Raw genomic sequence first — 18,856 nt, forward strand, 5'->3', positions numbered from 1 at the left:
ACCCTAAATGGCTAAGGTAGATACTTAGCAGGATTGACTGCTTGACCCCGATAACGAATTTCAAATCTCAAAGCCGTAACCGAAGAGTCTGAACTGCCCATTTCTGCTATTTTCTGCCCTGCCTTTACTTCCTGTTTTTCCTTTACAAGCAACTTTGAATTGTGCGCGTAAGCGCTTAGGTAATCATCATTGTGTTTCAATATGATTAAATTACCGTACCCCCTCAATGCGTTGCCCGCGTATACCACAGTTCCATGTGCAGCAGCTAAAACAGAAGCCCCTTGTTTATTAGTGATCTGTAATCCTTTAAAGCCGTTCTCTTTATTAGAGAAGCGTTTTGTGACTTTACCTTTTGCAGGCCAGCCCCATACAACTTTGGCATTAGAATTACGCTTTTTTTCACTAATTATTTTGTTGGCTTGTTTCTGAACATACTCTCGTTGTTTTGGCTGACCAAGCTCTTTCTTTAATTTTTTGTTATTTTTTTGTATAGAAACAGTAGACTTTTTACTCGAATTCGTATATTTTTTCGTCTTTCTTGATTTTTGTGCCGATTTTGTGAGCGAAATACTCTGCCCAGGGAAGATGGTATAAGGTGCTGGAATATCGTTTATTTTTGCGAGCGTTCGAAAATCTTGCTGAGCGCTAAAAGCAATTGAATACAAAGTATCGCCCTTTTTGACTACATATTTTGAGCCAGAGATATTTACTTTGCGTGTGGCGGGTTTAACTTTATTATCTAAACTACTAACCGGTGCCGGTGCTTCGCGAGAAGTACAACCAAAGAGCAAAATACTAAGAAACAAAGTAACATAGACTGTTAACTGCCTGCTCATCGTAAAATGCTCCTTATCGTACTAGTTTAATGGTTTTACGGGTTATCGTAGTAAAAAGTACGCAACCACAACTAAAACAACTAATCCCCAGCCAAGCGCTTCAACATATTGACGTAATTTTTGCTCCATTTTAACGCCGCCCCACTTCATTAAAGCCGACACTAAGAAGAAACGCGCGCCACGACCTATTGCCGAGGCAATTAAAAATGGCAAGAATGCCATTTGCATCAAACCTGCACCTATGGTGAAAACCTTATAAGGTATAGGAGAGAAGCCCGCTAAAAACACCACCCATACACCATAGTTTTCAAACCAACTTAGCGCTGTGTCAAATTTAGCTTGCCAACCCATTTGCGCAATCAGCGGTTCAACTACCGGTTCGAATAACCAAAAGCCAAGTAAATAACCTAAAATACCGCCAATCACTGAAGCAATAGTCGTAAAGCTGGCAAAGCGCCATGCTTTATCTGGCTGAGCAAGCGACATAGGGGCTAGCATGACATCCGGTGGCACCGGAAAAAAAACAGATTCAGCAAAACTCATCCCTGCTAAATAACGCTCTGCATGGCGATGTTTGGCCCATACCAGCGCCATATCATATAACTTAGTAAACAACTTCAAAGTTTAACGTCCTATTCAATATCACCAGGTACCAAAGGTACAAATCGTACTGGTGCAACTTTATGTTCTGTAAAAGTGTCGCCATTTCTAACGACCATCATTAATTGCTGATCTTGCTCACCAATAGGTGCAATCATAACGCCCCCATCAGCAAGTTGTGCCAGAAGTCCTTGTGGCATAGTGGCCGCAGCGGCAGTAACAATAATCCCCTCAAATGGAGCTTGCGACTGCCAACCTTGCCAGCCGTCACCGTGTTTCATGGTGACATTATATAAATCAAGCTTGTGCAAACGGCGTTTTGCTTGCCATTGTAATGCTTTTATACGCTCTACCGAGCACACTTTAGTGAAGGTTTTTGCCAGTATTGCCGTTTGGTAGCCAGACCCTGTGCCAATTTCGAGCACTTTATCACGAACGCCTGCTAAGCGAAGTAGCTCTGTCATGCGTGCGACAATATATGGCTGCGAAATCGTTTGCCCTTGGCCGATTGGCAGTGCGGTATTTTGATAAGCTTTGTGCTGCAAAACATCATCGATAAAAATGTGTCTGGGTGTTGAGGCAATCGCTTCAAGCACAGTACTATCTTCTACACCCTCGCGTTTTAATAGTTCAGCTAATGCCAGTGCACTGCGATTATAATTAGTCAGCACTATTAATCTCCATATTTGCTAACCAGCTATCGACGGCTTGTAAGCTCTCTTTCGCCGTCATATCAACACTAAGCGGGGTCACTGATGCATAACCATTATTAATGGCATAAAAATCAGTGCCTTCACCTGCATCACTTTCAGCACCAAGGGTACCATACCAATAAATGTCACGGCCCCATGGGTCTTGTTGTTTCGTCATGGTTTCAGCTTTATGACGCGAACCTAAACGGGTTACCTTAACTCCTTTTAGCTCAGTAAGCGGAATATCTGGCACGTTTAAGTTGATGATTTGATCTTTCGGTAATGGGTGCGATGCCAACTCTTTGATAATACTCACCGCAACCGCAGCTGCAGTTTCAAAGTGATTTCCTTCTTTAGAGCATAACGACACAGCAATCGCCGGCAGTCCTAAGTGGCGCCCTTCAGTGGCCGCTGCTACTGTACCTGAATACAAGGTATCATCACCTAGGTTGGCGCCGTGGTTTATTCCTGCAACCACTAGATCTGGCTGCTGCTCGACTAATTCATTAACTCCCAAATGCACACAGTCAGTCGGCGTGCCATTAATCGAAATAAAGCCATTATCAAGGGTGGTTGCACGCAATGGGTTCATGAGCGTTAATGAATTACTTGCGCCACTACAATTACGATCTGGCGCTACTAAGGTCACATCTGCTATTTGCGTCAATGCATGATACAAAACCGCAATCCCTTTAGCATGTACGCCATCATCATTGCTCAATAAGATTTTCATTTACGCATCCTTTTGTTTTTGTTCTCTGGGGCTTGCATCTTGATAGTCCACCAGCTCACGCAGCAGGGCGGTAGCAAAACAGCCTTTTGGTAAACCAAAACTTAACTTTAAAGTAGTTTCATCAATCGTTTCAACAGCTAATGAATCAGGAATAAGTCGTAACATTCTACGCTCATTCTTAAGGCCAAGTTCGCTAAGGCCCTCTATCCAAGACTGATAAGGTTCGAGCCACACTTTTTCGGTTTCGGTCAGGCCTTTTTCGCCTTTACCAACCATAGGTGCCGACATCACAATATCGCCAGACGCTAAGCGCGCAATATTGTCATCACTAATATTGTCTTCAAAAAATGCATTACTGCCGCTGAGCATAAACACTTCGCGGTGCATTGTTTTCGCAAGGCCATGCTCGGCAACTCGCATGCTCACGATTTCATTAAACACATAAGAGCGTGCAGCTGAAATAACTAAGCCACGCAATTTTTTATCGCGGATACGCTCTCCAGCAAACATGCGCTTTGCCATTTCAAGGTTGTGACCACCATGGCCAAAGCGCTGCTCGCCAAAGTAATTAGGCACACCAGCACGCACCGCGTTGATACGGCACAAAATATCCAGCGGCTCAGTGACATTACGTAATGTAATGGTAAAGCGGTTGCCTTTATGGCAGCCAGTTCTGAGCTTACGATTATGGCGCTGTTGCAATATTACAAAAAATTGCTCGTTATTCAGTTCACTAAATTCTATATGCTTTTTAATTGGAACTGGCACGCTAAACCATTGAGTACACACGCCATGGCGGTCTTTTAAGCCTGCATAACTCACATCACGTGGAGATACCCCTGCTTTTTCGGCAATGCGTTTCGCAATAAACTGAGTATTTTCGCCTTTTTTTACAACCTGCAAGCAAACATGTTCACCAGAACCGGTAAACTCAATACCTAAGTCTTCATCAACCATGAAGTCTTCGGCGTGAGTTTTAAAGTCAGCCTTAGAAAGAGGTTTACCGTATAGGTAGTTTAACTCACTCATGCGCTTTGTTTGCTCATAATCACCACTGCGTGGCTTGAGATACCTTCTTTGCGGCCTTCAAACCCAAGCTTCTCAGTGGTTGTTGCTTTCACATTAACTTGTGAAATATCAGCTTCAAGGTCTTGGCATAAGTTTTCACGCATAGCTTGAATATGCGGCAACATTTTTGGTGCTTGCGCAACAATCGTCACATCGGCATTGCCAAGTACATAACCTTGCTCTTTAGCAAGCCCAACCACGTGGCGTAGTAAAATTCGGCTATCAATATTTTCGTATTCGCTAGCAGTATCAGGGAAATGCTTGCCAATATCACCCATTGCCAATGCGCCTAAAATGGCATCACACAATGCGTGAATGGCAACATCACCATCTGAATGAGCTAAAAAGCCTTGTGGGTAATCTATTTTTTCACCACAAATTACCAACGGGCCTTCGCCGCCAAATTTGTGTACATCAAAGCCATGGCCAATTCGAATCATGAGGTACTCTCGTTTTGTTGTTTTTGCAGTAAAAATGCTGCTAAATCTAAATCTTCTGGGGTGGTGATTTTAATGTTGTCACTGCGACCTGCAACCAGCTTAACAGGCTGCTTAGCCCATTCAATTGCCGATGCCTCATCAGTGATAGTCACACCATTTTTAAGGGCACTTGATAGCGCATTAGTCAGCGCCTGATAGGGAAAAAACTGAGGGGTGAGTGCCTGCCATAAATCATCACGTGGCACCGTTTGCTCACTGTGTGTATGACCGCGCTTAATGGTGTCTTTTACTTTTGACGCTAAAATACCGCCTTCATTGGCAGCAATACATTCAGTCATTAAACGCTGAATATCTGCCAGACACACTAACGGCCTTGCCGCATCGTGAACAAGTACCCAATCAGGTGGGTTGTCAGCAAGTGATAGCAAGGCGTTAAGCACAGAATCAGCGCGCTCTTTACCACCACTCACACGCTCAATACGCTTATCTATGTGTGGTAAATCAGCAAAATAGCCGTCATCATCGCTAATTGCTACTTTGATGGTGTTTAATTCGTTAAGTTCTGCAAGTTTACTTAAGGTATGTTCTAAAATAGTTTTACCCGCAAGTTCAATATACTGCTTTGGCGCCGAATGCTGCATTCGACTCCCAACTCCCGCAGCGGGAACAATGGCGGTGATAGTTTGCTTAGTGTTCATTTTGCTGTTGACCTGGTAATACGCGAATAAAGGTTTCGCCAGGTTTAATCATTCCTAATTCATTACGCGCCCGCTCTTCGATGCCCTCTTGACCGAGTTTTAAGTCTTCAATATCGGCTTTGAGCACTTTATTGCGCTTTAATAATTTCGCATTGGTGTCTTGATGAGAGGTAACCGCTTGTTTTAAACGAGTGTAATCTTGCACCCCATTATGGCCAAACCATAAGCGGTACTGAATAAATAAAGCCAAACACAACAAGGCGAATTGAAAAACCCGCATTGAACACTCCTTCGCGGTTAAATTAAGTCAAAGGGCGTTTTAAATTACGCCAATTTATATTGCTTGCTAGCAGCATTTCTCTTAATGACAAACGCTTAGGTGTGATGCGTTTATTAAATTGCCATTGATGACCGCAACACGCAGCTGCCATCACCGCCTTTGCAGGCTTAAGCAATTGAATATGCGTGTTTTCTAGCGATTCACCGGAAGTATCAAACCAACCAAGCTCGTTGCAATGTACCTTATTGTCGCTTACTTGATCTAAGCTGTCTATGCGCACGGTTGTACATTGCTCGTCATTAATTAGCACGGGAACAATTAACCCGCGCTTAGCATGTTGACTATAAAAGTCTTTTGAGTCTTTTTTATTATAAACAGGCGGCGTTGTTTTTTGTTTTTCAAGCCAACTGCCATTTTGTGAATCGAGCTGTAGTGGCGCATCACCACTGACAATACGCATAGCTAAACGCTCAATATAGTAAGGCAGGCTTGCTAATAAACGTTTTAGCCTTGCTGTATCAGGTTCATCAACTAAACGCGGGATCTCACGAGCATAAAATGCATTACATAACTGCGCATACAAAGCTCGCTCGGCATCAGTTTGCCAAATTTCGGCTTGTTGCGAGTGTTCGCTCTGTGAAGTTGGTTTAGACAATGCGCGCTCTTATAAAACAATTGCTTGACTGTTTTATAGCATAGAGCGTTTATTGAGCGCTACTTTACTGCGCCTTTTTTACCCAATTTTGCGTTACCAGTTTCTAAAAACTGCACCACTGCATCACGCTTTTTACCTAATAACAAACTACCATCAGCTAAAAACATAAAGTTTTGCCAACAACGTTTAAAAACAGCAAAGCTGGTTTCAATGATGTTGTCGCGAGCCATGCAAAAATAAACAGTGGTGTTTGCTTCCCACGCTAAGTGGTTAAGGATTTCTTCTGGTAACTGCTCATCGCCCGCTTCCCATGCGTTTTCCCAGTTAATGGTCTCTGAAAAGCTGTCGTCTTTGCCGCACCAATCTGTTTTATCAAAAAAGTCAGGGTGATCATGCTCGCGGCTCACCATAGTAGTCCATAAGACCGCAGCGCGTTCAGCACTCATTGGTTTAATTTGTGCTGCGTCTTCGCTGCTTATCGGCATATCTTTATGACGAAAAACCCAGGCTTTTTTGTATTCATCTAACGAAATATAATTCATAGTTTAGGCAGTTTGTTTCAGCGTAAAATGTGCAAACTGCAATTATACCCAAATGACTCCAAGATGCGAGATAAACACATGACAATCAAACCCGGTATTTATCAACATTACAAAGGTCCAAAATACAAAGTTGAATATGTTGCTACTCATAGCGAAACGAATGAGCCACTGGTAATTTATCAAGCGCTATACGGCGAATTTGGCATGTGGGCACGCCCGCTTAGTATGTTTACAGAAACCGTCACTGTCGAGGGTAAAACGATACCGCGTTTTGCATACCTTTCAGACGCCGACTAACTGTGGCATCATGACGCTATTAATCACTGCTCAGACCAGATAAGGTGACATCGTGCTTTTTAATTCAACCGACAACTACATTGCCAGTAACTCATTAAAACAAGCGGTTAACGCAGCGATCTTGCTCGAAAAGCCGCTGCTAATAAAAGGTGAGCCCGGCACAGGTAAAACCATGCTGGCCGAGGAGCTTGCAAAAAGTTTAGACACCACGCTAATTCAATGGCACATCAAATCAACCACTAAGGCGCAGCAAGGCCTGTATGAATATGATGCGGTATCGCGCCTTCGCGACAGCCAGTTAGGTGATGAGCGTGTGCACGATATCAGCAACTACATTGTAAAGGGGAAATTATGGCAAGCCTTTACCTATGGTGAGCAACATAACAAGCGCCCTGTGCTATTGATTGATGAAATCGACAAAGCCGATATTGAATTCCCCAACGACTTGCTATTAGAGCTCGATAAAATGGAGTTTCATGTTTATGAGACCGGTGAGCGAGTTATTGCAAAGCAACGTCCGATTGTGATCATCACGTCAAATAACGAAAAAGAGCTGCCAGATGCCTTTTTACGTCGTTGTTTTTTCCATTACATTGATTTTCCAAGTAGTGAAGAAATGGCGCAAATTATCGATGTGCATCACCCGCATGTTAAACAAGATTTAGTACGCCAAGCACTTGAGGTGTTCTTTAATCTACGTGAAGTAAACGGCATTAAGAAAAAACCATCAACCAGCGAATTACTCGACTGGTTAAAGCTACTGATGGCCGAAGATATTGATGCTAAAACACTGCATGATAAAAGCCAAAAAGGCGGCTTAATGCCCATGTTTGGAGCACTATTAAAGAACGAGCAAGACATTAGCTTAATCGAAAAACTTGCGTTTATGAGCCGCCGTTAAGATGTTAATTGCGTTTTTCTTTAAGCTTCGCGAATACCGTTTACCAGTAAGTTTGCGAGAGCTACTTGATTTGATCAATGCGCTCAAGCAAGGAGTTATTTTTGCCGACGTTGACGCGTTTTATTATTTGGCGCGTACCATCATGGTAAAAGATGAAACCCACTTTGACCGTTTTGATAAAGCCTTTGCAGATTATTTTAGTGGTGTCGCCGACCTTGATCTGCTCGAAAGCTTAAAACAGCAACATGCCTTGCCTGATGATTGGCTACGCAAAGAGTTTGAAAAACACTTAAGCGAAGAAGAAAAGGCGCAATTACAAGCCATGGGCGGCCTTGATAAACTCATGGAAACCCTCAAGCAACGCCTTGAAGAGCAGCAAAAGCGCCATGCTGGAGGTAATAAGTGGGTAGGTACCGGTGGCACTTCGCCATTTGGCGCCTATGGTTATAACCCTGAAGGTGTGCGTATTGGTCAAGACGGTAACCGACATCGCCGTGCGGTAAAAGTATGGGATAAACGCAGCTACCGAAACCTTGATAGTGACCGTGAAATCGGCTCGCGCACCATTAAACTCGCTCTAAAAAAACTGCGTAAATTTGCCCGTACTGGTGCAAGCGATACTCTCGATTTAACCGAAACAATCCGCGCAACTGCAAAACAAGGCGGCATGCTCGATGTAAAAATGGCTCCAGAGCGCCATAATGCGGTAAAAGTATTGATGTTGTTTGATATTGGCGGTTCAATGGATGATTACATTCATACCTGCGAAGAGCTATTTAGCGCCGCTCACAGCGAGTTTAAACACCTTGAGTTTTACTATTTTCATAACTGTTTGTATGAGCATGTTTGGCAAGACAACGAACGTCGTCACTCTAACGTCATTGATACCATGACCTTGATTAACAAGTTCACCAGCGACTACAAGGTGATCTTTGTTGGTGATGCCACCATGGGTCCCTACGAAATCGCCTACCCCGGTGGCAGCGTTGAGCATTGGAATGAAGAGCCCGGCAGCGCTTGGTTAAACCGCATAACCAATCACTTTGATAAAGTCGCTTGGCTCAACCCACAACCCGTTGAACATTGGCGCTATTATCAATCAATTGATTTTATAAAGCAGTTAATGGACAACCGCATGTACCCACTCACGCTAGACGGGATTAGTAATGCGATTAGGGAGTTGAGTTAGAGCCGTCAGCCGTCAGCCGTCAGCAGTCAGCAGTCAGCAGTCAGCAGTCAGCAGTCAGCAGTCAGCAGTCAGCAGTCAGCAGTCAGCAGTCAGCAGTCAGCAGTCAAACAGCATAAAAACTGAGAAATGAATGTAAAGTTACAATTGTTTATAAACGCAAATAACTAAGCACCTTCTCGATCAGCTAAAAACTGACGGCTGAAAGCTGACAGCTCCCATTACATTACCTTCCAAACCAAAAACACCAGCGTAAAGCCCACTAAATAAAGCAAGCCTAGCCAGCTTAAGGTGCGTAATAAAGGTGAGTGATGAATGCTGGGTTCTGAGCGCACTAAACTAAAGTTCAGCCATGCAAAGACAGGAGTGGTTACAAAAGCGAGGGTCATAGCAAAAGTAAGCATTGGGCCAAGGGCTGATTTAAAGAATAAAATCACTGCCATACCTGCAAATGCTTGTAGTAATAACCACATATTTAAACTGTGTTTAGATTGTTTAATCGGTAGCAGTTTATGCGACTCATTTAATGTTCTGGCGTAGCCATCAAGCACTGTTAGCGTAGTGCCAAACATACATAAAAAAGCGATTCCAGAAACCAAAGGCCTTGCCCATTCGCCCATAGTGAGGGCATACATATCAATTAGCTGCTTCGCAAAGGCGACTCCACCTAATTGCACTGCTTGTGCTTGGCCATATTGCACTAACACTCCTAATGAAAAAAACACTAACGCAAGTGCTGCGGTAAGCCAGTAGCCCAAATTAAAGTCAAACAAGCCTTGTTGCTTTGTCACGGCTTGTTGATGCTGCTTTTCTTTTAGCCACAGTGAGCTAATTGCTGATATTTCAATGGGTGCAGGCATCCAGCCCATGAGCGCGACCATAAAGCCAAGCATGGCAAGTTCATACGGCGACGGGCCCACATATTCAACTGGCGCCATAGCACCATTATTAATTGCCACAACCAACGCAGCCACGGTTGTAACCGTTAACAGCCCCATAATGAGCTTTGAGACATTATCGAGCGCCTTAAAATGCCCCAGCAACAAAATAAGCAAACACACAGCTAAAATCAGCCAGCATAATAAGGTTACAGAAACGGTGACAGGTAATGCATAGTGCAGCAGACTGGCCGTTAATAATAAAACCCCCGCAGTATTTACTACCGCAGCGACAATATTAAGCGCAATAAAACTATAGAAATACCCCGGCCCTTTTTGCTTGTAGCCCTCAACTAAACTTTGTTTAGTCGCGAGCGTGTACTCCATGCCAAATCGAAAGAATGGATACTTCAATACGTTTACTACAATGATTAGCCAAAATAGCTGCCAGCCGAATAACGATCCTGCTTGTGTTGATGCTACTAGATGTGAGCCACCAATGGCGGCTGTAGCCATTAAAATTCCCGGCCCTAATGCATTTAATTTAGATTGCCAATTTGATACTGCTGATTGCATAAGTTGTGTGTGTTTTATTCTTAGTAACAAGCAACTTACAGCGTTTTGTGTGAGATTGGAAGCAGAGCAAGTTAGCAAGTTAGCAACTTGCAATCTGTGTCAAGTAACTCACTAACTTTACTCTTTCCCCTAGCAACTCGCTAACTTTTGAATTTTAATCTGACGGCTAAATATTAAAACCAAAAAAGCCAAGCGTTTCGCAACGGTTGGCTTTTTCAGATTTAGTTTTAAGTCTAGCCGCTTAGGCTAGTGCTCTGTAATTAGCTCAGGTTCATTTCCTGAATGATTTCGTGGGCAATTTCCGGTGTAGTACTGACCGGCTTTTCGTGTAGTTTGGCTTTCATTTGCCCTTTACGATGTTTTAGTGATGCATCAAGTTTTTTTGCAGCACCTGCGATAGCTGGGTACATCACATCATCTTCAGCTTTTACTGATAAACGTGCGCCTTCATAGGTTGTACTAATCTCAGCCTGATACTTATTGTGTTCTTTTGAAAGAATAATATCGAGTGATATTAATGATGGAAAATGGCTAGCAATTTTCGAGAACTTCTCGTTGATATGAGCTCTAACAGCCTCAGTAACGTCAACATGATGACCAGAAATATTAATCTTCATAGGGTATCCTTTTTTCTTGTTACCTCACAGTTAGTATTGGGGGCGAATTGAATTAACACAAGCGAAAATTGCAGATAATTAGTAATTGATTGTAACCACAGATGATTTAGATCATGCGTTGCGGATAAAATATGCAAAAGCCCGCATCACACGGGCTTTTCAGAGAGGTTAACAACTGCTCATTAACTATACGAACAACAGTAATCTGCAAACTCGCTCACTTTTACTTGAAAACTCACATTCGCATCAACTGTAAATGACTCCCCTGCTTGCATCGTTTGCCATTCGCTCTCACCGGGTAATAGCACTTGCCAACTGCCACCGTTAAGCTCCATCAACTCTTTTTGGCTTGTTGCAAATTCAAACTCACCCGGTTGCATAAAACCTAACGTTTTCGTGCTGCCATCAGCAAATACCACAGTACGGCTAGACACTTTACCTTCAAAATACACATTGGCTTTTTTCAGCACACTTACATTATCAAACTGAGACATCCTCACTCCTGCTGTTTTGTTATTAAGTTACAGACAGTGCCAGTTGTCGGTTTAGCATTCAAGGGGAGCTGGGTGAGAAATAATCAAGTCGGGCTAGCTGTAAGCTGTCAGTTTTAAGCCGAAGGTGAAAATAGTGGAGTTGCGGATTATCACCTTGATTCGTTTATCAATGAGTTAGATAACGAAGAAAGAAAATGAAGCCCTTTCAATTAACTAACAAGGCAAAATCTGACTTCTGGTATTCAACTAAAAAGCATAACTTTTCACGCGAAATAAATTTCACGCCTACGGTGAGGGGTTTTTAAAACTGATGACTGACGGCTGAAAGCTGCGAATGTGTTGGGTTTCACTCCGTTCTACCCAACCTACGGGGGCATAAAAAAGCCCGCGCTGTGGTTATACAGGGCGGGCTTCTAAATTTTAGCGACTAAAGCTTAGAACAAGGCGTTTGCTTTGTTTACGATGTTTTCAACAGTGAAACCAAAGTGCTTGAATAACTCGCCTGCAGGTGCTGACTCACCGAAGGTCGTCATACCAACTACTGCGCCGTTTAGGCCTACGTATTTGTACCAGTAGTCTGCGATGCCCGCTTCGATTGCTACGCGACGTGTTACGCTTGCTGGTAGTACGCTTTCTTTATACGCAGCGTCTTGCTCATCAAATAAATCAGTTGAAGGCATAGATACCACGCGTACTTTTTTACCTTGTGAACGAAGTTCTGCAGCAGCATCTTGTCCAAGCTGTACTTCAGAACCTGTTGCAATAAGGATAAGCTCTGGCTCACCGTCACAGCTAAGTACGTAACCACCTTTTTTCACATCTGCTAACTGCTGTGCAGTACGCGTTTGTTGCTCAAGGCCTTGGCGAGTGAAAATCAGTGAAGTTGGGCCATCTTTACGCTCAATTGCTTGTTGCCATGCAATAGCAGACTCAACTTGGTCACATGGGCGCCAGTTCACTAGATTAGGCGTTAAACGCATGCTTGCAATTTGTTCTACCGGTTGGTGCGTTGGACCATCTTCACCTAAACCAATTGAATCGTGCGTGTATACGAAGATGCTTGGCTGCTTCATTAATGCCGCCATACGTACTGCGTTACGTGCGTATTCCATGAACATTAAGAAGGTAGCACCGTAAGGAATAAAGCCTTTGTGCAATGCAATACCATTCATAATCGCTGACATACCAAATTCACGTACACCGTAGAAAATGTAGTTACCGCTAGCATCGTTTGCTTCTAGGCCTTTTGAGCCATCCCAAAGTGTTAAGTTAGAACCTGCAAGGTCAGCAGAGCCACCCATGAATTCTGGTAGTAACGGACCAAACGCGTTTAATGCATTTTGTGATGCTTTACGTGTTGCTGGGTTTGCTGGGTTTGCTTGAAGCTCTTCAATGTAAGCTTGTGACTTTTCAGCCCAATCAGATGGTAACTCACCATTTGTACGGCGTTTAAACTCAGCAGCAAGTTCAGGATGTGCACTTGCGTAAGCGGCAAACTTTTCGTCCCAGCTTGCTTCTAGTTGCTTACCTTTTTCTTTGCCATCCCACTCGCTGTAGATATCAGCTGGGATTTCAAATGCATCGCCAGTCCAACCTAGGAACTCACGAGATGCTTTGATTTCGTCTTCACCTAGTGGCGCACCGTGACAATCATGGCTACCTGATTTGTTAGGTGAACCGTAACCAATCACTGTTTTACAACAGATTAATGATGGCTTATCAGTGATGCTACGCGCTTCTTCGATAGCGGCGCGAATTGCATCAGGGTTATGACCATCAACATCGCTTACTACGTGCCAGCCGTATGCTTTGAAGCGCGCTGGTGTGTCATCGCTGAACCAACCTTCTACTTCACCATCAATTGAGATGCCGTTGTCATCCCAAAACGCAACTAGTTTACCTAGGCCTAATGTACCGGCTAATGAACAGGCTTCGTGTGAAATACCTTCCATTAAACAGCCATCGCCCATGAATGCATACGTGAAGTGATCAACAATATCGTGACCTTCACGGTTAAACTGTGCAGCTAGCGCTTTTTCGGCAATTGCCATGCCCACTGCATTTGTGATCCCTTGACCTAATGGACCCGTAGTAGTCTCAATACCTGGTGCATACCCATACTCTGGGTGACCTGGTGTTTTTGAGTGCATTTGACGGAAGTTTTTAATTTCCTCTAGTGGTAAGTCATAGCCACTTAAGTGCAGTAGAGAATAGATCAGCATTGAACCGTGGCCATTCGAAAGAATAAATCGATCTCGGTCTGCCCACTCTGGATTCGTTGGATTGTGCTTTAGATAATCGCGCCATAGTACTTCTGCGATATCTGCCATGCCCATAGGGGCGCCAGGGTGACCAGATTTGGCCTGTTGTACTGCGTCCATTGATAAGACGCGAATAGCATTTGCAAGTTCTTTGCGTGATGGCATGAATTCTCCTACCTTTATGTATTTGCGCTGGTTGTTTATGAAGCCCCATTCTTACTTATTGTAAGGGTACAGTGCAATTAAAAATCCGCATTAAATGCACCAATTATGGGCGTTTGTTAAGAACAATACGTTATTAGTAATTTTAAATAGACGTCTAGGCGTAAAATTACTATGCAAACATATTTGTTTTAGATAAAATACGCCCCTTAATTTTTTAGCGCTATTACCGACGTTTGTGAAGCGCAATATTTGTGAGCAGAAATACAATGGCAAAACATTTATTTACTTCTGAATCTGTTTCTGAAGGTCATCCGGATAAAATCGCGGACCAAATCTCTGACGCGGTTCTAGATGCTATCCTTGAACAAGATTCTCATGCCCGTGTTGCATGTGAGACTTACGTTAAGACCGGTATGGTGATGGTTGGTGGTGAAATCACAACTAGCGCTTGGGTTGATATCGAAGAAATCACACGTAAAACAGTACGTGAAATCGGTTACACGCACTCAGACATGGGTTTCGATGCTGACTCTTGTGCAATCCTAAACACTATCGGTAAACAATCTCCAGACATCAACCAAGGTGTTGACCGTGCTCGCCCTGAAGAGCAAGGCGCTGGTGACCAAGGTCTAATGTTCGGTTATGCATGTAATGAAACTGACGTTTTAATGCCTGCACCAATCACTTATTCGCACCGTCTAGTTCAGCGCCAAGCTGAAGTTCGTAAAAGTGGTGAGCTTAACTGGTTACGCCCAGATGCAAAATCTCAAGTAACGTTTGCATACGAAAATGGCAAGCCTGTTGGTATTGATGCCGTTGTTCTTTCAACTCAACACTGTGATTCAATCTCACAAAACGACTTAGTTGAAGCGGTAATGGAAACGATCATTAAGCCAGTTCTTCCTGCTGAGCTAATCTCAAGCGCAACTAAATTCTTCATCAACCCAACTGGCCGTTTCGTAATCGGTGGCCCAATGGGTGACTGTGGTCTTACAGGTCGTAAAATCATCGTTGATACATACGGTGGTATGGCTCGTCACGGTGGTGGTGCTTTCTCTGGTAAAGATCCATCAAAAGTTGACCGTTCAGCTGCATATGCTGCTCGTTACGTTGCTAAAAACGTGGTTGCTGCAGGCCTTGCTGACAAATGTGAGCTACAAGTTTCTTACGCTATCGGTGTTGCAGAGCCAACATCTATCAGCATCGAGACATTTGGTACAGGTAAATTAGAAGAAGCGCGTCTAATCGAATTAGTACGTGAGCACTTCGACCTACGCCCTTACGGCTTAATCCAAATGCTTGATCTTGAGCGTCCTATCTATCAACCGACTGCGGCATACGGTCACTTCGGTCGTGATGAGTTCCCTTGGGAGCGTACAGACAAAGCAGACGCACTTCGCGCAGCTGCTGGCCTGTAATAGGTTTGATAAAATGAAAAAAGCGCCTTTTGGCGCTTTTTTTATGTCTGATTTAAAGGTAGGTAACTATCTTTTCGTAAACTGCGACACCCCAAACTAAGGCTAGAATTAGCAAGCTCAATGTCACTGCCGCAGAAGCCATATCTTTAGCTCGTCCCGATAATACATGATACTCAATCCCTACTCGGTCAGTGAGCGCTTCTATCGACGAGTTAAGTAACTCAACAATTAATAATAACAAGTAAGGAATAAACAACACTAACCAATGATTTAATGACTGCGCAAGAACCACTGACAAGGGTAATAAACACACCCCTAAATAGATTTCAGAACGAAATGCCGACTCTTCTTTAAATGCCGCTTTAAAGCCTTTAATAGAACACTTGGTTGCTTTTAAAATACGCCCAAAGCCAATACCATTTGGCTTATTAACTAGGGGAATTTTTGGTTCTTTCATTTTTTACCTACCCGCTCAGAATTAGCCTGATCATAATGATAAATTCTTACTCTGTCACCCAAATACGCTTGATTAAAAACTAGCAATCACCTGGAATGCTGCTGGTGCTAGCACGGGAAAACTGATTGTTAGTTAATTGTTCTCTCAGTGCTTGTAGCGTTTTATAAACGCTTTTTAGGGATACCTTGTTACTTAACCAATGCGGAATGGAACCACCTGGGTCTGCGTAGGCTTGATGGCTTACTAACAAGTTACTTTGTTGCTGCTCTAAACGCCAATAGGCGGTTAGGTCTTTAATACGCACAACACCAGAGACTTCGGCTTTTGCATAAGGTTGGCTTTTGATTTGTAACTCGGTTTTGTGCTCATCTAAAGCGTGATAACAAGAGTAACTGACTAAATCTCTATCTGATACCGGCCAAGGCGAATTAAAGTGGGTATAAACAAGGGTTTCTGAAGGGCTTAAGCGCTCCATTAGCGTCACGCTTTTGACATTTTCGAGCCAGTTTTCGGCGTTGTCGGTATCACTGAGCAATGCCATAAAGTCACTGGCCTTGGCGTTTTTTACCAGCACAGAAGCATTAATTTCTATAATGCCAGTTTCGTGCTTTTTATAGCTAACCTTTATGCCGTCTTGCTGTTTATAGGTTTGCCATTCAATAGGGTTAGCGACTGCCGAGAGACTCAAACATGCCAACCCTATCCATAGGCACAAGCGCATTTATTTAAAACCAATAAGGGTCTGTATTAAATGACGCGTGGCGACTTTGCTCCATCGCACTGACCAAAAACTCTGACTTTTGATCAAGCCATGATTGAATTTTTGTCAGCTCTAAGTCTTCTTGCCCTGCGCATAACTGCTTTAAGTACTCAAGAGTGCTTAACTCATAAATACCATGGGAGATATCAACCCACGGCATACGGAACTCATTTCTGTCTTCTTTATCGAACAAGGCACCTAAGCAGTTGCCGCTGAGTAATGAGTTTTCAAGACGGGTGCGTAGTGCCAAATAGTCTTTATCTGTAAACACTTGCTGCTCAGGAATAAGCTCGTGCATGTCGTGCCAATCTTTAGCAAATAAACGCTTAGCAATATCGGCAACTGGTTTTTCTGCAGCCTGAAACTCAGCCTGCCCCCATGATTTGCGCCATTGTTTTTCAATTAACCAGGTTGTTAATTGTAATAATAAGCGGTTGTATCGGGTGCTATGAAAAAGAGTTTCGATATCTTCAATACTTGGCTGTAACTCTTTTAAGTCATTAATAACTTGTGTGAGCTCAGGCGCACTGTTGATTTTTTTGTAGTATGCGTGGCGCTTAGATGTGTAAGTTTTTAGCTGAATAGCATTTTCAACCCACGCTAATTCGCTCAATAACCACTTTAACTCTGTACGCAATGAGTCGGTATCGTCTTTACTAACAATATCGTCAAACAGCCAAAATGTATGGCGAATTAAACGAATACCGTCGGTGACACGCTTAAGGGTTTTTAAGCTTGGTTTTATGAAGTAGCAGGCTTCATGTTTTTGTACAAAGCGAATCGCGTAGTTAATGCTTTCTACTAAAGCTTGTTCTTGGGTTGCACCACGTTTTAGTGGCACAAAGCCAATTGATTTGCTTGCTTTTAATGGTTTGTCATCTGCAAGGCGATAACCTCGAGCAGCTTTAGAATAAAGCCCTAAGCGAATATGGCTTTCACTAACCAGTTTATCTGCCAAAGCAAACAACTCACTACGGCTACCTTCGATTAGTTCGATTTCAAGTTCAGAGATTGGCTCAACCTGACCCGACGCAGCAACTTCACCTTTATCTAATACCACTTCAATTTTTGCGCCATTTTCGGTTTCGAGTAACCAAGTACGGCGTATAAAGTTAGTGCTAAAAATTGGGTACAAGTTTTCTGCAATACCAGTCACTTGCATACCATGCGGCCAAATAGCAGCATCAAATGCGAGTAAATCGGGGCGGTTACCTGACAGTGGTAAATTGTATTCTGGGCGCTGATGTAAGCCACCAACCACTTCGCCAGCAAGCTTGATGGTTTGCTCACACTCACCATCGCAACAGCGAGTACGAAGGCCAATATCTAAAGCACGTAGTTCTCGGCTTGGCGTATCGTAATAAGCATTTTGTAAGTTGCGTGACGGTTTATTGGTAACGGTTTTTGCAAATTGGGTAATTAATGCGGGGATCAGTGGAACAACGGCATCTGACACCAAAAACTTCAGTTCTATCTCAGTATCCATTCGCTTTGCGGAGTACATTTAAAATAAATAAGTGATCAAAATAAACAAAGCAGACTGTTAATGCAAATTTTTTCCTGTTTTTTGCGGTTAAGCTCACGCACGGATTACAATATCAGCCTTGCTATTAATAGTTGAAATCCCTACTATCTCTATACATAAAGAAATTATAAATTTAGCCACTTCTAGGCAAGATCACATTAACAAGGTAGATTGATGTTAAAACAGTGTATTTTTGGGTTGCTCCTTGCGGCCACCTCTTTTATTAGCTACGCAGAAGAAGCGCCAAGCAGCGACAACCAAAACACCGCCTACATAGTCGATAACCTGTACACCTTTATGCACTCAGGCCCAAGTAAAAACTACCGCATTTTGGGCTCAGTTGATGCTGGTACGCAAGTTGTGTTGTTGTCAGGTGAAGATAATGGCTACTTTAAAATTCGTGATGATAAAGATCGTGAAGGGTGGGTAGAGTCAAAATTTGTTACTGAAAACGCGGGTATTCAACAACAGTTTCAAGCGCTGAATAACGACATGACGGTAATGCAAGAGCAGCTTCGCCAAGCTGAAATTGAGTTGCCACAACTACAAGAGCAGAACAAATCACTAACAGAGCAAAACCTAGCTCTTAGCAAGCAAATCGAAACACTTAAGAACACCATTGAGTCTGAGCGCAATGCAAAGCAAACAGCCAGTGCTAAAGAGAAGCGTCAGCTACTTACATATGGCGGCGCAATTGCATTTATCGGCTTACTGTTAGGTATTATCTTAACCGTGGTGTTATCTCGCCGTAAACGTTACGACGGCTGGGCATAAGCC

22 protein-coding genes and 1 pseudogene are annotated in these 18,856 nt (G+C 43.2%); 6 read left to right on the forward strand and 17 right to left on the reverse strand.

What is annotated here, in order from left to right:
• Nucleotides 1-11: 11 nt before the first annotated feature.
• Genes HUS62_RS02320 through HUS62_RS02365 form a run of 10 tightly spaced genes read right to left on the reverse strand, consistent with a single transcriptional unit; the run spans nt 12 to nt 6,544 of the window.
• Entirely contained in the window at nt 12-836 is an 825-nt protein-coding gene (locus HUS62_RS02320; protein WP_175078421.1) for a peptidoglycan DD-metalloendopeptidase family protein, read from the reverse strand.
• A gap of 42 nt (nt 837-878) precedes the next feature.
• A complete protein-coding gene (locus HUS62_RS02325) occupies nt 879-1,457 on the reverse strand; it encodes a YqaA family protein (protein WP_054551145.1) in 579 nt (192 codons plus the stop codon).
• A gap of 11 nt (nt 1,458-1,468) precedes the next feature.
• Nucleotides 1,469-2,107 (reverse strand): protein-L-isoaspartate(D-aspartate) O-methyltransferase, encoded by a 639-nt coding sequence (locus tag HUS62_RS02330; protein ID WP_054551144.1) that lies wholly within the window; start codon nt 2,105-2,107, stop codon nt 1,469-1,471.
• Nucleotides 2,097-2,861, reverse strand: a complete 765-nt coding sequence (gene surE, locus HUS62_RS02335) for a 5'/3'-nucleotidase SurE (protein WP_054560899.1) — start codon at nt 2,859-2,861, stop codon at nt 2,097-2,099. Before surE ends, HUS62_RS02330 begins: the two co-directional genes overlap by 11 nt.
• The gene (gene truD, locus HUS62_RS02340; protein WP_175078422.1) at nt 2,862-3,890 is read right to left on the reverse strand and encodes a tRNA pseudouridine(13) synthase TruD; all 1,029 of its coding nucleotides are present in this window, start codon (nt 3,888-3,890) and stop codon (nt 2,862-2,864) included.
• Complete coding sequence (gene ispF / locus HUS62_RS02345; protein WP_055198208.1) at nt 3,887-4,369, reverse strand: 2-C-methyl-D-erythritol 2,4-cyclodiphosphate synthase; 483 nt, start codon at nt 4,367-4,369, stop codon at nt 3,887-3,889. The genes truD and ispF overlap by 4 nt, the downstream gene beginning before the upstream one ends.
• Complete coding sequence (ispD, locus tag HUS62_RS02350; protein WP_175078423.1) at nt 4,366-5,067, reverse strand: 2-C-methyl-D-erythritol 4-phosphate cytidylyltransferase; 702 nt, start codon at nt 5,065-5,067, stop codon at nt 4,366-4,368. The genes ispF and ispD overlap by 4 nt, the downstream gene beginning before the upstream one ends.
• A complete protein-coding gene (gene ftsB / locus HUS62_RS02355; RefSeq protein WP_054560903.1) occupies nt 5,057-5,347 on the reverse strand; it encodes a cell division protein FtsB in 291 nt (96 codons plus the stop codon). Before ftsB ends, ispD begins: the two co-directional genes overlap by 11 nt.
• A gap of 22 nt (nt 5,348-5,369) precedes the next feature.
• Nucleotides 5,370-6,002, reverse strand: a complete 633-nt coding sequence (locus tag HUS62_RS02360) for a hypothetical protein (RefSeq protein ID WP_054560904.1) — start codon at nt 6,000-6,002, stop codon at nt 5,370-5,372.
• Nucleotides 6,003-6,061: 59 nt separating this feature from the next.
• Nucleotides 6,062-6,544 carry a DUF2947 domain-containing protein gene (locus HUS62_RS02365; protein WP_138599731.1) on the reverse strand — a complete coding sequence of 161 codons (483 nt, stop codon included), beginning with the start codon at nt 6,542-6,544 and terminating at the stop codon, nt 6,062-6,064.
• Nucleotides 6,545-6,607: 63 nt separating this feature from the next.
• Between HUS62_RS02365 and HUS62_RS02370 the strand changes: the two genes are divergently transcribed.
• From HUS62_RS02370 to HUS62_RS02380, 3 genes are read left to right on the forward strand one after another with little or no spacing between them, the layout of a single operon-like run.
• Nucleotides 6,608-6,841, forward strand: a complete 234-nt coding sequence (locus tag HUS62_RS02370; RefSeq protein ID WP_371319660.1) for a DUF1653 domain-containing protein — start codon at nt 6,608-6,610, stop codon at nt 6,839-6,841.
• Between the two features lie 52 nt (nt 6,842-6,893).
• A complete protein-coding gene (locus HUS62_RS02375; RefSeq protein WP_063703233.1) occupies nt 6,894-7,742 on the forward strand; it encodes a MoxR family ATPase in 849 nt (282 codons plus the stop codon).
• Nucleotide 7,743: 1 nt separating this feature from the next.
• Complete coding sequence (locus HUS62_RS02380) at nt 7,744-8,931, forward strand: VWA domain-containing protein (protein ID WP_054551134.1); 1,188 nt, start codon at nt 7,744-7,746, stop codon at nt 8,929-8,931.
• A gap of 218 nt (nt 8,932-9,149) precedes the next feature.
• Here HUS62_RS02380 and HUS62_RS02385 read toward each other — a convergent pair whose 3' ends face one another.
• The 3 genes from HUS62_RS02385 to HUS62_RS02395 all read right to left on the reverse strand — a co-directional run bounded on the left by HUS62_RS02385 (nt 9,150) and on the right by HUS62_RS02395 (nt 11,493).
• Nucleotides 9,150-10,322 carry an NRAMP family divalent metal transporter gene (locus tag HUS62_RS02385; protein ID WP_404936063.1) on the reverse strand — a complete coding sequence of 391 codons (1,173 nt, stop codon included), beginning with the start codon at nt 10,320-10,322 and terminating at the stop codon, nt 9,150-9,152.
• 320 nt (nt 10,323-10,642) lie between these two features.
• On the reverse strand, nt 10,643-10,999 hold the full coding sequence (gene hpf / locus HUS62_RS02390) for a ribosome hibernation-promoting factor, HPF/YfiA family (RefSeq protein ID WP_054551132.1): 357 nt from the start codon (nt 10,997-10,999) through the stop codon (nt 10,643-10,645).
• Between the two features lie 182 nt (nt 11,000-11,181).
• Nucleotides 11,182-11,493: a pyrimidine/purine nucleoside phosphorylase gene (locus HUS62_RS02395; protein WP_175078425.1), complete on the reverse strand. Its 312-nt coding sequence runs from the start codon at nt 11,491-11,493 to the stop codon at nt 11,182-11,184.
• A 126-nt stretch (nt 11,494-11,619) separates the two neighbouring features.
• Between HUS62_RS02395 and HUS62_RS23475 the strand changes: the two are divergent.
• A pseudogene (locus HUS62_RS23475) lies at nt 11,620-11,691 on the forward strand (hypothetical protein); the annotation flags it as partial.
• Between the two features lie 236 nt (nt 11,692-11,927).
• Here HUS62_RS23475 and tkt read toward each other — a convergent pair.
• Complete coding sequence (tkt, locus tag HUS62_RS02400) at nt 11,928-13,919, reverse strand: transketolase (protein WP_175078426.1); 1,992 nt, start codon at nt 13,917-13,919, stop codon at nt 11,928-11,930.
• A 266-nt stretch (nt 13,920-14,185) separates the two neighbouring features.
• Here tkt and metK point away from each other — a divergent pair, with 266 nt between their 5' ends.
• The gene (gene metK / locus HUS62_RS02405; protein WP_054551125.1) at nt 14,186-15,337 is read left to right on the forward strand and encodes a methionine adenosyltransferase; all 1,152 of its coding nucleotides are present in this window, start codon (nt 14,186-14,188) and stop codon (nt 15,335-15,337) included.
• A 52-nt stretch (nt 15,338-15,389) separates the two neighbouring features.
• Here the strand turns inward: metK and HUS62_RS02410 are convergent, their stop codons facing one another.
• The 3 genes from HUS62_RS02410 to HUS62_RS02420 all read right to left on the reverse strand — a co-directional run bounded on the left by HUS62_RS02410 (nt 15,390) and on the right by HUS62_RS02420 (nt 18,040).
• On the reverse strand, nt 15,390-15,794 hold the full coding sequence (locus tag HUS62_RS02410) for a diacylglycerol kinase (protein ID WP_054560915.1): 405 nt from the start codon (nt 15,792-15,794) through the stop codon (nt 15,390-15,392).
• A 79-nt stretch (nt 15,795-15,873) separates the two neighbouring features.
• On the reverse strand, nt 15,874-16,482 hold the full coding sequence (locus HUS62_RS02415) for an START domain-containing protein (RefSeq protein ID WP_175078427.1): 609 nt from the start codon (nt 16,480-16,482) through the stop codon (nt 15,874-15,876).
• A gap of 37 nt (nt 16,483-16,519) precedes the next feature.
• Nucleotides 16,520-18,040 carry a CYTH and CHAD domain-containing protein gene (locus HUS62_RS02420; RefSeq protein WP_175078428.1) on the reverse strand — a complete coding sequence of 507 codons (1,521 nt, stop codon included), beginning with the start codon at nt 18,038-18,040 and terminating at the stop codon, nt 16,520-16,522.
• Nucleotides 18,041-18,253: 213 nt separating this feature from the next.
• Here HUS62_RS02420 and HUS62_RS02425 point away from each other — a divergent pair, with 213 nt between their 5' ends.
• The gene (locus HUS62_RS02425) at nt 18,254-18,853 is read left to right on the forward strand and encodes a TIGR04211 family SH3 domain-containing protein (RefSeq protein ID WP_175078429.1); all 600 of its coding nucleotides are present in this window, start codon (nt 18,254-18,256) and stop codon (nt 18,851-18,853) included.
• Nucleotides 18,854-18,856 lie beyond the last annotated feature (3 nt).

This window comes from Pseudoalteromonas sp. 0303, assembly GCF_013349995.1.
Lineage (GTDB): Bacteria > Pseudomonadota > Gammaproteobacteria > Enterobacterales > Alteromonadaceae > Pseudoalteromonas.

Bases quoted from the DNA above. Each gene is read 5' to 3' on its own strand.
- ispF (WP_055198208.1), bottom strand. From the start codon at position 4,369: ATGATTCGAATTGGCCATGGCTTTGATGTACACAAATTTGGCGGCGAA.
- HUS62_RS02320 (WP_175078421.1), bottom strand. From the start codon at position 836: ATGAGCAGGCAGTTAACAGTCTATGTTACTTTGTTTCTTAGTATTTTG.
- HUS62_RS02380 (WP_054551134.1), top strand. From the start codon at position 7,744: ATGTTAATTGCGTTTTTCTTTAAGCTTCGCGAATACCGTTTACCAGTA.
- HUS62_RS02385 (WP_404936063.1), bottom strand. From the start codon at position 10,322: ATGGCTACAGCCGCCATTGGTGGCTCACATCTAGTAGCATCAACACAA.
- truD (WP_175078422.1), bottom strand. From the start codon at position 3,890: ATGAGTGAGTTAAACTACCTATACGGTAAACCTCTTTCTAAGGCTGAC.
- HUS62_RS02425 (WP_175078429.1), top strand. From the start codon at position 18,254: ATGTTAAAACAGTGTATTTTTGGGTTGCTCCTTGCGGCCACCTCTTTT.
- HUS62_RS02370 (WP_371319660.1), top strand. From the start codon at position 6,608: ATGCGAGATAAACACATGACAATCAAACCCGGTATTTATCAACATTAC.
- hpf (WP_054551132.1), bottom strand. From the start codon at position 10,999: ATGAAGATTAATATTTCTGGTCATCATGTTGACGTTACTGAGGCTGTT.
- HUS62_RS02410 (WP_054560915.1), bottom strand. From the start codon at position 15,794: ATGAAAGAACCAAAAATTCCCCTAGTTAATAAGCCAAATGGTATTGGC.
- surE (WP_054560899.1), bottom strand. From the start codon at position 2,861: ATGAAAATCTTATTGAGCAATGATGATGGCGTACATGCTAAAGGGATT.
- HUS62_RS02365 (WP_138599731.1), bottom strand. From the start codon at position 6,544: ATGAATTATATTTCGTTAGATGAATACAAAAAAGCCTGGGTTTTTCGT.
- metK (WP_054551125.1), top strand. From the start codon at position 14,186: ATGGCAAAACATTTATTTACTTCTGAATCTGTTTCTGAAGGTCATCCG.
- ispD (WP_175078423.1), bottom strand. From the start codon at position 5,067: ATGAACACTAAGCAAACTATCACCGCCATTGTTCCCGCTGCGGGAGTT.
- ftsB (WP_054560903.1), bottom strand. From the start codon at position 5,347: ATGCGGGTTTTTCAATTCGCCTTGTTGTGTTTGGCTTTATTTATTCAG.
- HUS62_RS02395 (WP_175078425.1), bottom strand. From the start codon at position 11,493: ATGTCTCAGTTTGATAATGTAAGTGTGCTGAAAAAAGCCAATGTGTAT.
- HUS62_RS02420 (WP_175078428.1), bottom strand. From the start codon at position 18,040: ATGGATACTGAGATAGAACTGAAGTTTTTGGTGTCAGATGCCGTTGTT.
- tkt (WP_175078426.1), bottom strand. From the start codon at position 13,919: ATGCCATCACGCAAAGAACTTGCAAATGCTATTCGCGTCTTATCAATG.